Origin of the sequence: Clostridium pasteurianum BC1 (assembly GCF_000389635.1) — a bacterium.
In the GTDB taxonomy this organism is placed as follows: Bacteria; Bacillota; Clostridia; order Clostridiales; family Clostridiaceae; genus Clostridium_I; species Clostridium_I pasteurianum_A.
In genome coordinates this window covers 2,044,780-2,059,026 of sequence record NC_021182.1, presented here as the reverse complement: position 1 = coordinate 2,059,026, position 14,247 = coordinate 2,044,780, and the positions used below count along the sequence as shown (strand labels likewise).

Sequence of the window (14,247 nt, the reverse complement as noted above, 5' to 3'; positions counted from 1 at the left end):
TAGTCCTGGGACAAGTTAAAATAGAGATGGAGGGTTTACATTGAATGTGAAAAAAAGAGAACTCATATTAGAAGGCTTATGCTGTGCCAATTGTGCAGCTAAAATAGAGAATAAATCAAAAAATATATCGGGAGTAAGTTCAGCAAATATAGACTTTGTATCAAAAAAATTAACTTTGGAAATTGAAAATGAAAATGAAATTATACGTATCCTTGAGGAAGCTAAAAGCATTGTAAAGAAAATAGAACCGGATGTTAAAATAATAGATACAAGTATTAAAGATATTAATGCTGAGGCTGATGAAGAAGATAATTCTAGCAAGAAAATTAAATTTGCCGGACTGGCTGTAGGGGTAATACTCTATATAGTTACTTTTTTCCTAGCAGATAGTTCTAACGTAAAGGTTATTTTTTCTATAGCAGCTTATCTCTTAATTGGTGCTGAAGTTTTAATTAAATCCTTTAAAAATATAATTCGTGGAGAAGTCTTTGATGAAAATTTTCTTATGAGTATTGCAAGTATTGGTGCTCTTGCAATTAAACAATATCCTGAAGGTATAGCTGTTATGCTTTTCTATCAAATCGGAGAAACTTTTCAGGACATGGCAGTGGACAGATCCAGAAGGTCTATAACAAAGCTAATGGATATAAAGCCTGAGTTTGCTAATCTGCAGGTTAAGGATGATTTTATGAAAGTACATCCTGAAGATGTAAATATAGGCGATATTATTCTCATAAAACCCGGTGAAAAGGTTCCTTTGGATGGTACTATAATAAAAGGTGCTTCAATGGTGGATACTTCCGATCTTACTGGAGAATCTCTTCCAAGAGAGGTGAATGTAGGAAGCACAGTACTTGGTGGTTTTATCAATGAGAATGGTGTACTGACAGTTAAAGTTACTAAAGGTTTTGGTGAATCCGCAGTATCAAAAATACTAGAATTGGTTCAAAATGCCAGCAGTAAGAAAGCTCAAACAGAAAATTTTATAACTAAATTTGCTAGATATTATACTCCTATAGTTACACTTTCAGCTGTACTACTTGCTGTAGTCCCTACTTTAGTGATCCCGGGAACACATTTTTCTCAGTGGCTATACAGAGCTTTAGTTTTTCTAGTTGTATCCTGCCCTTGTGCCCTTGTAATTTCTATACCTTTAGGTTTCTTTGGAGGTATAGGGGGTGCTTCAAGAAAAGGTATCCTTATAAAAGGAAGCAATTATTTAGAGGCTCTTTACAATGTAAAAACTGTAGTTTTTGATAAAACAGGCACTCTTACAAAGGGGGTATTTACTGTTACCGAAGTAAACAGCAGAAACAATATAACAGAGGATGAATTACTGGAATACGCTGCTCTTGCAGAAAGCTATTCCAATCATCCAATAGCAAAATCTATTTTAAAAGCCTATGAAGATAAAAATGGTAAGCTTGAAACAGTGCATAATAATGATATTCCAGCTTGTAAGATGAGAGCTAAATGTCAGAATATTATGCCAAATAGTATAAACTTAAAAAAATCAAATAATTCTTCTATTGATAAAATATCAAAGGCAATTTTTAAGCCTTGCAAGTATAAAAGCAACACTGATCATGATACTTTAAATTACAGTGAGCTTGCTGGTTACGGTATAAAGGCCATAATAAAAGGTAAAAATATCCTTGCTGGTAATGCAAAGCTGATGAAAAATGAAAATATAGCCTATGAAGATGTAAATACTATAGGAACTATAATTCATATAGCAATAGATAATATCTATGCTGGATATATTGTAATTTCCGATGAATTAAAGAATGATTCAGCTAGTACAATAAAGGCTTTAAAAAACTTAGGCATGAAGAAAACAGTTATGCTTACTGGTGATGCTTCTAGAGTTGCTGCTGAAATAGGAAATAAACTAGGCATAGACGAGGTTTACTCAGAGCTTCTTCCAAATGAAAAGGTAGAAAAATTTGAAATGCTATACAGCATGAAAACACCAAAGGAAAAAATATTATATGTAGGTGATGGAGTAAACGACGCTCCTGTGCTGGCAAGAGCTGATGTAGGTGTTGCCATGGGTGGTCTGGGGTCAGATGCAGCTATTGAGGCTTCCGATGTAGTAATTATGACAGATGAACCTTCAAAGCTAGTAACTGCTATAAAAGTAGCAAGAAAAACTCAGTATATTGTATGGCAAAATATAATTTTTGCTTTAGGCATAAAGGTTGTAATCCTGGCTCTAGGTGCTTTAGGCTTTGCAAATATGTGGGAAGCTGTATTTGGAGATGTAGGAGTGGCTTTAATAGCAGTGCTGAATTCTATGAGAGCTTTGAATGTGAGGAAGCTGTAAAGCTTGTGTATAAATTAGCCTTTGTAATGTGGTATATTCAACATTACAAAGGCTGATTTTTTTCTAATTATTGTATCCAAATTCCAGATCCTATCTGTTTATCTAATAATATTGCTAATATCCGTCTTTGCATAAATAATTCTGTGTATTTCCACTTTCTGCTCACTGACCACATAAAATACCAAGTAATTCTTTACAGTCAATATTCTATATTCAGCTTCAAGTGGTTCTACTGGCTGATACATTATCTTTATTTACTTTATCCACGAGCCCTGCCCTTAAATCTGAAAATACTTCTTCATGTGAAAAGCGTTTATTCGTGGATTTAGCTTCTAGTTCCGCTTCCTTCAGCTTAAAGTAGATATCACTTTCAAACAGCTTACGTTCATAGGCTTCCATACTCATGACAACCATGTCACCATAACCATTTTTAGTCAAAAACACTGGCTCTGATGTTTCATGAACAACCCTTGAAATATCAGCAAAATTATTTCTTAAATCTGATACTGGTCTAATCTGTGGCATACTATCACCTCTTGATTTATTTATCATAATTATGATAAATAATCAATTCAAAGATAATAATATTTATTACTCCTAAAACTGTATAGTAATTATTTGAGAGCTCATGAGAAGGTATTTCATCTTCTACCACTAGAATATTCACTAATTCACCTTCTTTTTTATGGATATGTACAATATTATAGCATCTTCTGATATATGCGATGGATTTTTTATTTAAATTTTACAAAATGAATACATCTTAAGTTTTTAGGTAAGCTAAAAAGGAGTGTCCCAAAACACCCCTTACTAAAAGTTTAATATCTTACGAAATAAACTGTTTCTTATTAAATTATATGTATTCTAAGACCAGTGATATGTTTTAACTCCAAAAATATATTTGCTAAATGGTATGAAACTTAATATATTACATATCAAAGGTGTTATTATCGCAGTTAATATGAATATTGACACGCTAGGGAATACATAATTATTGGTTAATTTATAGAACCAATAAAAAACATCTGCTACTACATTTAGTATTAATACATGTAAAAGGTATCCTCCAAAAGAATAGTGAGAAATAAATTTTAATAAATTTTCTAATCTATTTTTTCTTTCAATTATATGTATGCTTACAATGTACCAAAAAAATATTGAATTAATAGTAAAGGCAATTGAAATTGCTGTTGTGAAATAATTATTTAAATTTATGTTAATTCTGTCTCCCATTATAACTAGATAATTAGGTATGAGAAAAATAATGAAAAGTATTGTTATAACTGTTTTATATCTAAGCAGTAGATTTACAGCTTTATTAATGTATGTTACAAAATAATATCCAATTATAAAATAAATAGATAAATAAATAGGTGAAATTGACATAAATTCTTTTATGTGAAAATTAGAAGTCTTTGTAAATAAACGCGATACAAATAAATCAATAGAATCTTTGTTTGCAATTAATATAAAACTGAATATGAGATAAAATATTATAAAAAAATTGTTGAATTCATTGGATTTAATCTTTAATTTGTTTAATAAAAACAAAACGATTGGAAAAATAAAGTAAATTCTTATAATCGTACCCATATACCATAAATGGAATACTGTATTACCATTTAAAAGTGAAATGAATAAATTATCTATTTTTTTGTGATAGAGAATAATATAAATAAAGGAACATAAAATATATGGTAAAATTATTGTAGTTATTCGATTTTTATAAAATGTTTTTATGTCTATGCCATCACCATAATTATATAATAATAATACCGCTGATATAAATATAAACATTGGAACAGCAGGTTTTGAAATTGTAAAAATCATTCTCAAAGGAACAGCATTGTTAAATGATGCTTTGGGATCTAAAGAATAGCCGCCTATACTATGTTGCATAAGTACAAGTAAAAAAGCAAAAGCTCTTAATAATTCTAACCCGCATAATCTTTTTTTATGCATTTTGCATCTCCTTAATATCAAATGTTACCATTAGTATTTTACACTTGTTTCAAGTGACTTACAATTAATAGGCACTAAAGCACCAAAGTATCCATTACAAAAATATATTTTTATTCTAGCACCATAATATCATATCTATTGCCATAATAGCTTGACTTCTTTACCTTTAAAGGCAATGCCTAATTCGATTATATTTTTTACACCCTCATTTATTAATTCTACCTTATAGTTCCTATCTTTAATTTGACTTAAGGCATTTTCCGCTGCTTTTTCTATATTTTCTTCATCTTCATCATCATATTTTTTAAATTCTATAACAATACCATTTTGGGTTTTATCTTTTGGTATCAGCATAACATCATATCTTCCATAACCACTTTCTCTATTTGACCTTACTTTATAACTATCACTGAGAGCTACTAACATTCCAAGTACAAAAGCATGGTACACCTTTTCACTTTCCTTTCCACTTGCATCAAAATAACTCATTGAATTTATAACATAGTCCTTGAAAAATTTGCTAAATTCTTTAATATCTCCATTTACTAAACACTTCAGCATATAATTATAGCTATGGGCATTTATGCTTTTGTCCGCCCATTTAATAATAATTTCTCTATAGAGATAAAGCACTTCTATATTAGGAACCATAAGTTCACAGGTTAGTCCATATTCATCCTGAGTTCTGCTTATTACTTTTAAATAGCCGCTAAAAAGAAGAAATGACCATATATTGTTAGGATTTTCATTTATCTCTCTAAGTGATATATCCTCCCTAATTGGCTTTACAATTGTCTTACCATTAATTAAATCTTCAAGATTCATTTTAACATTAGCATCTCCCTGAGATATAAGCTGCTCTATAATGTCATTACTGCTTGTATTTATCCAATATGGTACTAATCCTCTCTCATTATTATCAGCATAATTTACTATAGACCAAGGATTATAGATAACCTTATTTCCACAAATATACCCGTTATACCAACTTCTAACTTCATTCATTTCATATTTCAGTCCATAGTAATCTAAAAGTTCTTCTACTTCATTTTCCGTAAATCCAAAAGCTTCTTCAAAAGAATAATCTACCAATGTACTGGTTTTTATATTATTTAACCCTGAAAAAATACTTTCCTTAGCCATCCTAAGTATACCGATAATAATAGCCTTTTCTATGTATACATTATCTTTCAATGCTCCTCCAAGAAATCCTCTCATAAATTCTATTGCCTCATCATAGTAATCATTCAAATATGAAGAGTGAATTGGAGTATCATACTCGTCAATAAGAAGAATTACTCTTTTGCTATGGTGTTTGTATAAAAGTCCACTTAAATGTTTGATGGCATCAATACAATCTATATAATCAAAATTCCCTAAGACAAACTTATTTAAATCACTTTTTTCATAATCAGCTAGATTAGAACTTTCCTGTAAATAGCTATGTTCTCTATATATATCTATTACTAACCTTAATATTGCCCTTTCAAAGGTAATGAAACTTCCTACCTTAATATCCTTAAAAGTTATGTATATGACAGGATACTTTCCTTGCATTTTCATAATTTCTTTGTATTTACCAATTGCTAGATTTTCAAATAAATATCTATTATTTTCTTTGTCACTTTCAAAGAAATATTTTAACATTGTCATATTTAAAGTTTTTCCAAATCTTCTTGGTCTAGCTAATAATAAAACTTCTTTATTATATTCAATGATGTCTTTAATAAATATGCTCTTATCAATATAGTAGCCATTATTATCTATTATCTTTCTAAAATCACTGGTTCCTATCATTAGGGATTTATTCATGTTGCAATCCTCCCAAATTCGTATACCTAATATATCTATTATTAAACTAATACTTATATTATATTTGGATCTACCAATATTTACAATACAGCTATATCTCTACTTGCCATTATTTACAAGTAAATATTTTTATCTTCTAAAACTAGAATATTCACTAAATCACCTCCATTTTCATGGATATGTACAACATTATAGCATTTTCTGTTATATGAGATGCCTTATTTATTAGATTTTACATAATGAATACATATTAGCTATATATTAATTTTCTCCAACTTTTTTAGATATAACTGTTACCTTAAATAAATCACCATCAATATTAATATCAATTGAACCCTGCTCCAATTCAACTATGCTTTTGGCAATAGCAAGTCCAAGTCCTGATCCTTCAGTACTCCTTGAACTGTCACCTCTTTTAAATCTTTCAAATATCTCCTCAGCATTAAAATCAAGTTCATAAGCAGATATATTTTTAATTGTAAATATTATTTTTTCATCTTCTCCCACAAGATCTATATATACTCTTGTATTAGGCTGAGAATATTTTAATGCATTGTTTATTAAATTATCAAATACTCTCCAGGTTCTCTTCCCATCTAAATTTGAATACATTTTTTCTTTCGGTATATTTATTTTAAATATTAAATTTGATTCTTCAATTTTATGATTAGCTTCTCCTAATGCTTGCTTTAATAGAGAAGTCACATCTATTTTTTCCATATTAACTTCAATATTTCCACTGGAAAGCTTTGAAGCTTCGAACAAATCCTCTATGAGCACCTTAAGTCTTTGGGATTTTTTATCTAATATACTTATATAATTCATTAGCTCTTCCCTAGTTATATCCTCACACTTTAATAAATCCACATAATTTATTATGGAAGTAAGAGTAGTTTTCATGTCATGAGATACATTAGTTATAAGCTCCGACTTTAGTCTTTCACTTTTAACTTGATTTTCCACAGCCTTTTTAAAGCCCATTTTCATGTTGTTTATATTGTTGGCAAGCTTAGAATTAATACCTTTACCTGTAACTTTTATTTCATAGTTCAGATTTCCATTAGTTATTTTATCTGATCCATCTACTATATTGCAAAAATTAAAAAAATTTTTAAGTATATAAAATGGTACAATTGAAGTATAAATAATAATATATTTATATATTTATATTTGCTATATTCAAAAATAAGGCTGAACATATCATAAGGAACACTATACCGGAACATAAAAATAACAAAAAATTTTTTAATGTTAATACCATACATAAATCCATCCTTGAGTTTGTAGATTTATAACCACACTATTGCATCGAATTATAATCTTTCAGTGAAATAATCTTACATTCTATTTTTCTTAACTTATCAAGAAATTACAGACAGCGGAATTGAATTTCTATAATTAATTGTCTGCTAAGTCAGAGGAATTCTTCACCTTAGTACTCTTTATAGTTAAATTAGTATTTAACTATAAAGAGTACTATGATCACTAAATAGATCATCTTCATCCCCTCCTTTTCATAAGCTTACAAGTATATTATAAAATATGAAATTTACAATATACTTAATAAATTTCTTACAAATTTCTTAAGAAAAGAAAATATAATTTTTCATATGCCAAAAAGGAGTGTCCAGAAACACTCCTTACTAAAAAGCCTAATAAATTCCTCATGCTCCTTTCATACTCAATTAAATAATTAATTCACTTAAAATCAATGAGAATTAATATTTCAACATCTATCTATATAATTTCTAGTATAACCACTCTAAAAAAATATCTCATAAATTCCAATAACTATAAGTATAATTCCAGCTATAGGAGTAGCCAGCTTCCCCAGCCAGCGATGTACATATTCATGCCCAAGCTTAATTCCTATCCATATTGCAAATAAACTGACAAGAAATGCAAAGATTGAAGTTATTATAGGATTAATTCCTGCCATACCAGCTCCAATACCATTTGCCATGTTGTTTACCGCCAATGCAAACCCCAATAATAAGCTTTCTTTAATACTAATGTATCCAGAAAAATCCCAGTCTGCAAGGAATGGATTTTCAAGTATCCTTGGTATTCTTCCTATGAATGAATATATATTAACATTCTTTTCAGATGATGATATGTTATTAGTTTTATTTTCATTGCCCTCGTTTTTTTTCCTTTTCATTTCCCCTACACAAATCCAAATACCTACAATTATAATTATTATTGAACCTATATAGCCAGCAATTTTAGGATTTAAAACCTTTGATATACCTTTTCCCACATACATTGAGAATAATGTACCAAATCCTGTAATTAATGCTATAAGTATATTGGATACAAAGGGTATCAGTATTTTCCTTGTTCCATAGGAAATACCAACCCCAAAATTATCTGTATTACTAACTAATGCTATAAGTAATATTACTATTAACCATAATCCCATAACTAGCTTCCACCCTTCATATTACTACCTATGAATTAGTATATGATAGTAGTTATTTATTGGTTACGTATTACTTTTTAGCAATGATACTTTCTATAATCTACCAGAGTCAAATTAAAAATAATACTTCAAAAATGGAGTTGAACTTGAACAGGTGGTAAGTGCCTCTATGATAAAAAATCATGTAATTCTTATTTAACAGGTTCATAGTAGGCTACAGAAAAGTTTTTAAATTCCGCAACTATAAATCCTTTCAATTTAAAATCTGATACTCTACTATTTTCTATAATATACACTTCATTTTTAGATATCTCATCATCAGGTATTCCAAAAATAAATCTCCCAAATTTTAAAGGTGATCTGTATTTTCCATTAATATCATCATATCTAACGGTTTTAATAAATTCTATTGGGGATATCTTTTGATGAAATAATACATAAATATAGGACATATTTATAGAATCAGTGATATAAATATTGCCATTAGTTTCTTTACAGGCATAATCAACAGCTTTGTCAAAGGATTCATTAAATAGTACTCCTATTTTAGAAGGATAGACATGAAAATAATATACTGAAAAACATGAAAATGAGACTAGATAGATAATAGCTATAATAGCTATGGATTTTTTTAAATTTTTAATTACCATATATATTCCCATGCCACAAAAATAAATCAATGGGATAAATATAGAATTAATCCTGTTAATATTAATTTCTGTTAAAGCGGCAGGAATTATTGATGCTGCTAGCCAAGCTATCATTACCATAGAGTCATCAAATTTATTCACTTCTAAATTCAATATTATCTTTTTCAAACTATAGTAAAGTCCTATTACAAGAAACGGTACAGCAAAATAATAGAATATACCAAATCCATCTATAGAATTCCAAATAAGTCCATCTGATTGTTTTAAAATTACCTTTATAAGCACAGATAAATTATGCAATACACTATTTATATCCACTTCTGCTCCCCTATAACCAGCCATATATGGAATGGAGAGAATTCCTATTTTCATTGGTGATATTAATTTCTTATTCACCATAATAAGAAGAATTAACGGTGCCGCCAGTATAAATAAAATTAAAATTCCACATGTAAATTCTTTAAGCCTTACTTTTTTATTTAAAATAATGTATACAAAAACTATAGACAAATAAACTGGTAGAACAATGTAGTCTATTGCATAAGCATATAAGGATAACCCGAAGATTAACATAGAGAAAATAAAAAATACTGATTTTTGAAATGACTTTACAAGAAAATAGGTACCCAAAAGTAGAAATGGAGGTAATAGATTAGATTCCAAGGCCCATCTTGAAATCATTATATGCCATGGATTTATTACTAATAATATAAGAAGTATTATTGCTGGCTTGATTCCATTGAGTTCTTTTACAAGTAGATAAAATATTAAGATAGACAGAGTTCCAAAAATCATTGCCGGAATACGTACAACAGTAATAGTAAGCCCAAATAAAGAAATTAAAGGCATAAGTAAATAAGCATAAAGGACATTTTGTCCACTTCCCCAGGAAATAAAATATACAGGATAGCTAACATCATTTCTATCAATACCATATTTTAAAACTGAAAAGGCATCATAGCCAATGGAAGCTTCATCTTTATTAATTCCAGCCGGATTTGATCCCAAATAAATAATTCGAAGGATAAAACCAATTATTAAAGCTATAGAAACAATTATCCACTGATATTTTTCAAAAAAGTCATTTTCATAACTATCCAAATTATCTCTATGTGTATTTTTTCTCTTTATTAATACTATTATACATAGCGCACAGGTTATAGAAAGAAAAATTTTATTCAATAAATTCATAAAATTTTATCATGCCTTTCATGCAAAAATTATGTTCATAGATATGCTCTGTGGATTGTAGATATCCTTGAATAAATTATTAGAAATGAGGGATATCCTAAATCACAGAGCACGCCTGCCTTTGAGCATTATTTGTAAATTAATATTGTATTTAATACTCTCTCTATCTCTTTGTACTCTTTATTATTGCGCTTTGCATAATCATCCACCTGATCCCTGCCTATCTTGTTTATATCAAAATATTTTGCCTCTTTATTTCCAAAATAAAGTCCGCAGGTACTGGCTACAGGATTCATCATATAGCTGTCAGTTAGCTTTATACCAATTTCTCCTTCTGGATCTAAAATATCAAACAACTTTGTCTTTTCTGCATGATCTCTTAGAGATGGATATCCAAAAGCCGGTCTTATTCCCATATAATTTCCCTTTAATACATCTGAAATTTCTATATCTTCCTCAGGAGAATATCCCCAATAGTTCTTTCTTATTTCCATGTGTAAGTATTCAGAAAATGCCTCTGCCAACCTGTCCGCAAGAATTTTTACCATAGCTGCTCCGTATTCATCGCCATTTTGTTTTAACTTATTCGCATATTCAGCTGCACCTTTACCTGCTGTTGCAATAAAGCCACCAATATAATCCTTTATTCCACTTTCCTTAGGTGCTACATAATCAGAAAGGCACCTGTATACATTTTTCCTTGAAACCTCTTGCTGCCTTAACATATTAAATGTTGCAGCTTTATCACCACTGTGCACCTCAATGTTATCTCCTACTGAATTAGCAGGAAAGATGCCCAAAATAGCATTGGCAGTAAGTATATTTTCTCTTTCTAAAACGTCTAGAATATCATTAGCATCCTTGTAAAGTCTCTTTGCCTCTTCACCATATCTAGGATCCACCATAATTTTAGGATATATCATTCCCATATCCCAAGCAATAAAGAAAAATGTCCAATCTATATATTTCCTAAGTTCTTTTATGGGGAAGTTCAGGAACTTTTTAATTCCAGTAAAGTTTGGAGTTTCAACAATACCCTTATTCCAATCTAGTTTTAATGACTTTTCTCGTGCTTCTTCTATGGTTACAAGCTTTCTGTCTATCTTGGAATAATTTTCTCTTATATTCTTATATTCCTGTTGCACTTCCTTTATATATGCTTCTCGCTTCTCTGGATCAACTAATTTTTTTGCAGCTTCCACTGCCTTTGAAGCATCCGTAGTATGAACTACTCCATTAGAATATTGTGTTTCAATTTTTAGTGCTGTATGGGTTTTTGAGGTAGTTGCTCCCCCAACCATCAGAGGTATTTTAAAACCCTGATTCTCCATTTCCTCAGCCACATTTGCCATTTCCTCCAGCGAAGGAGTTATAAGGCCACTTAGTGCTACTATATCTGCTTTTTCCTTCTTTGCAGTTTCTAAAATAACCTCTGTAGGTACCATTACACCTAAATCAATCACTTCAAAATTATTACAGGAAAGAACTACTGATACTATGTTTTTTCCTATATCATGTACATCGCCTTTAACTGTAGCAAATACTACTTTTCCAGCACTGGTACTGTCTCCTTCTTTCTTCTCTTCTTCAATGTAAGGCAATAAAAAGCTTACTGCTTTTTTCATAACCCTAGCACTTTTAACTACCTGCGGAAGGAACATTTTTCCTTCGCCAAATAATTTACCAACGGTCTTCATTCCATCCATTAGCGGTCCTTCAATCACCTCTAAGGCTCTATCATATTGGACTCTACATTCCTCTACATCCTGCTCAATATATTCAACTATTCCCTTTATAAGAGCATGAGTTAATCTTTCTTTACAATCCTTATCTCTCCAGGAATGCTTATTTTCATTTTCCTTTCCCGCTGCAGCTTTGTAATTCTCTGCAAATTCTAAAAGCTCATCTGCTGCATCTGGTGTCTTATTTAATACTACAGCTTCTACTTTTTCTAGCAAGGCTTTATCAATCTCGTCATATATCTGGATCATTCCAGGATTTACGATTCCCATATCCATACCAGCTTTAATAGCATGATACAAGAATACGGAATGCATAGCTTCCCTTATAACATTATTACCTCTAAAGGAGAAAGATAAATTACTTACTCCACCGCTTATTTTAGCATAAGGAAGATTTTCCTTTATCCATTTTGCAGTATTTATATAATCCACTGCATAATTATTATGCTCCTCTATTCCCGTAGCAATAGCTAATATATTAGGATCAAAAATGATATTGGATGGTAAAAATCCCACCTTATTTACCAATATGTCATAAGCCCTTTTACAAATAGATATTCTTTTTTCATAGGTATCTGCCTGACCAGCCTCATCAAAAGCCATTACTACAGCACCAGCGCCATATTTTTTTATTAAGCTAGCCTGTCTTATAAACTCTTCTTCTCCAACTTTAAGACTAATGGAATTCACCACAGCCTTACCCTGAATTGCCTTGAGTCCTATTTCCAGCACTTCAAATTTTGAAGAATCTATCATTATAGGAACCTTTGAAATTTCCGGCTCACTAGCAAGAAGTTTTAAAAATGTATCCATTTCTTTCTTCGCATCCAGCAGTGCATCATCAAAGTTTACGTCTATAATCTGAGCCCCATTTTCTACCTGATTTTTAGCTACAGTTAGTGCTTTTTCATAATTTTTGTCACGTATTAATCTTGCAAATTTAGCAGAACCAGCTACATTTGTTCTCTCACCTACATTTACAAAATTATTGGACTTATTTATTCTTAAAGCCTCTAAGCCGCAAAATACAGTTTCTTTTTGAAGCTTTGGAATTTTTCTAGGCGCTATGTCAGCTATAGCTTCACTTATGGCTTTAATATGAGCAGGAGTAGTACCACAGCAGCCTCCTACAATGTTAAGATGTCCTTCTAAAGCAAGTTCCTTGACAAAACCCGCAGTTTCTTCCGGGTGCTCATCATATTCTCCCATAGAATTAGGAAGTCCTGCATTAGGATAAAAGCTTATGTACCTATCCTGAGTCTTTGAAAGATATTTAACAAAAGGCAGAAGATCCTTTGCTCCAAAGGAACAGTTAAGTCCTATAATGCGTATATCTTCATCTTTCATTGTTTCTGCAAAAGCTTCAAGCGTCTGACCTGACAGAATTCTTCCACTTTTATCTGCAATAGTTCCAGAGATCATAATAGGTAATTTTATACCCTTTTCTTCAAATACAGTTTTAGCTGCAAATACAGCTGCTCTAGCATTTAAAGCATCGAATATAGTTTCAATAATTATGAAATCTATTCCACCATCTATAAGTCCACTTATCTGTTCTCCATAAGCTGCTGCCAATTCATCAAAAGTTACATTTCTAAAGCCTGGATTTTCTACATCCGGTGACAATGACGCTGTTCTATTGGTAGGTCCTACAGACCCTGCTACAAAACGGGGTTTTTCTGGATTATTATTAGTAAATTCATCTGCTACCTCTCTTGCCAGCCTTGCACCATTGAAGTTTAAATCATATATTTTATCTTCCATGCCATAATCACTTTGAGATATTCTGGTTCCACTAAAAGTATTTGTTTCAACTACATCCGCACCGGCCTCAAAATACTGCCTATGTATTTCTTTAACAACCTCGGGCTTTGTAAGATTTAATATATCATTATTTCCCTTCTGATTTATATCACACTGAAGATTTCCCCTATAATCTTTTTCTTCTAATTTAAATCCCTGAATACAAGTACCCATGGCACCATCAAGTATGAGGATTTTTTTATCAAATAAATCCATAATATTGCGTTTCATAAAAATAAGGCCCCCTAACGTGTAAATAACATAAAAATTATATTATAAATAGCTTAAGCATATTATATAAATTTTGCAAGTATAAAACCAATTATCATAAAAATTTTA

Annotated in this window: 8 protein-coding genes and 1 pseudogene; 1 reads left to right on the top strand and 8 read right to left on the bottom strand. The window is 30.6% G+C overall.

The window, feature by feature from the left end; genetic code table 11:
• Positions 1-40: 40 nt before the first annotated feature.
• Positions 41-2,326: a heavy metal translocating P-type ATPase gene (locus tag CLOPA_RS09655; protein ID WP_015615239.1), complete on the top strand. Its 2,286-nt coding sequence runs from the start codon at positions 41-43 to the stop codon at positions 2,324-2,326.
• Positions 2,327-2,545: 219 nt separating this feature from the next.
• Here CLOPA_RS09655 and CLOPA_RS09650 read toward each other — a convergent pair whose 3' ends face one another.
• The 8 genes and pseudogenes from CLOPA_RS09650 to metH form a co-directional block, all read right to left on the bottom strand.
• A complete protein-coding gene (locus CLOPA_RS09650) occupies positions 2,546-2,851 on the bottom strand; it encodes a type II toxin-antitoxin system Phd/YefM family antitoxin (RefSeq protein ID WP_015615238.1) in 306 nt (101 codons plus the stop codon).
• Positions 2,852-2,867: 16 nt separating this feature from the next.
• Positions 2,868-2,993 (bottom strand): hypothetical protein, encoded by a 126-nt coding sequence (locus tag CLOPA_RS26475; protein ID WP_278246039.1) that lies wholly within the window; start codon positions 2,991-2,993, stop codon positions 2,868-2,870.
• 197 nt (positions 2,994-3,190) lie between these two features.
• On the bottom strand, positions 3,191-4,288 hold the full coding sequence (locus CLOPA_RS09645) for an acyltransferase (RefSeq protein ID WP_015615237.1): 1,098 nt from the start codon (positions 4,286-4,288) through the stop codon (positions 3,191-3,193).
• A gap of 135 nt (positions 4,289-4,423) precedes the next feature.
• Complete coding sequence (locus CLOPA_RS09640) at positions 4,424-6,100, bottom strand: AAA family ATPase (RefSeq protein ID WP_015615236.1); 1,677 nt, start codon at positions 6,098-6,100, stop codon at positions 4,424-4,426.
• 261 nt (positions 6,101-6,361) lie between these two features.
• Positions 6,362-7,249: pseudogene (locus CLOPA_RS09635) on the bottom strand (sensor histidine kinase); the annotation flags it as partial.
• Between the two features lie 613 nt (positions 7,250-7,862).
• Positions 7,863-8,522 carry a sporulation membrane protein YtaF gene (gene ytaF / locus CLOPA_RS09630; RefSeq protein ID WP_015615235.1) on the bottom strand — a complete coding sequence of 220 codons (660 nt, stop codon included), beginning with the start codon at positions 8,520-8,522 and terminating at the stop codon, positions 7,863-7,865.
• A 191-nt stretch (positions 8,523-8,713) separates the two neighbouring features.
• Positions 8,714-10,354, bottom strand: coding sequence for an ArnT family glycosyltransferase (locus CLOPA_RS09625; protein WP_172638607.1), 1,641 nt, complete (start codon positions 10,352-10,354; stop codon positions 8,714-8,716).
• 137 nt (positions 10,355-10,491) lie between these two features.
• Complete coding sequence (gene metH, locus CLOPA_RS09620) at positions 10,492-14,139, bottom strand: methionine synthase (RefSeq protein ID WP_015615233.1); 3,648 nt, start codon at positions 14,137-14,139, stop codon at positions 10,492-10,494.
• Positions 14,140-14,247 lie beyond the last annotated feature (108 nt).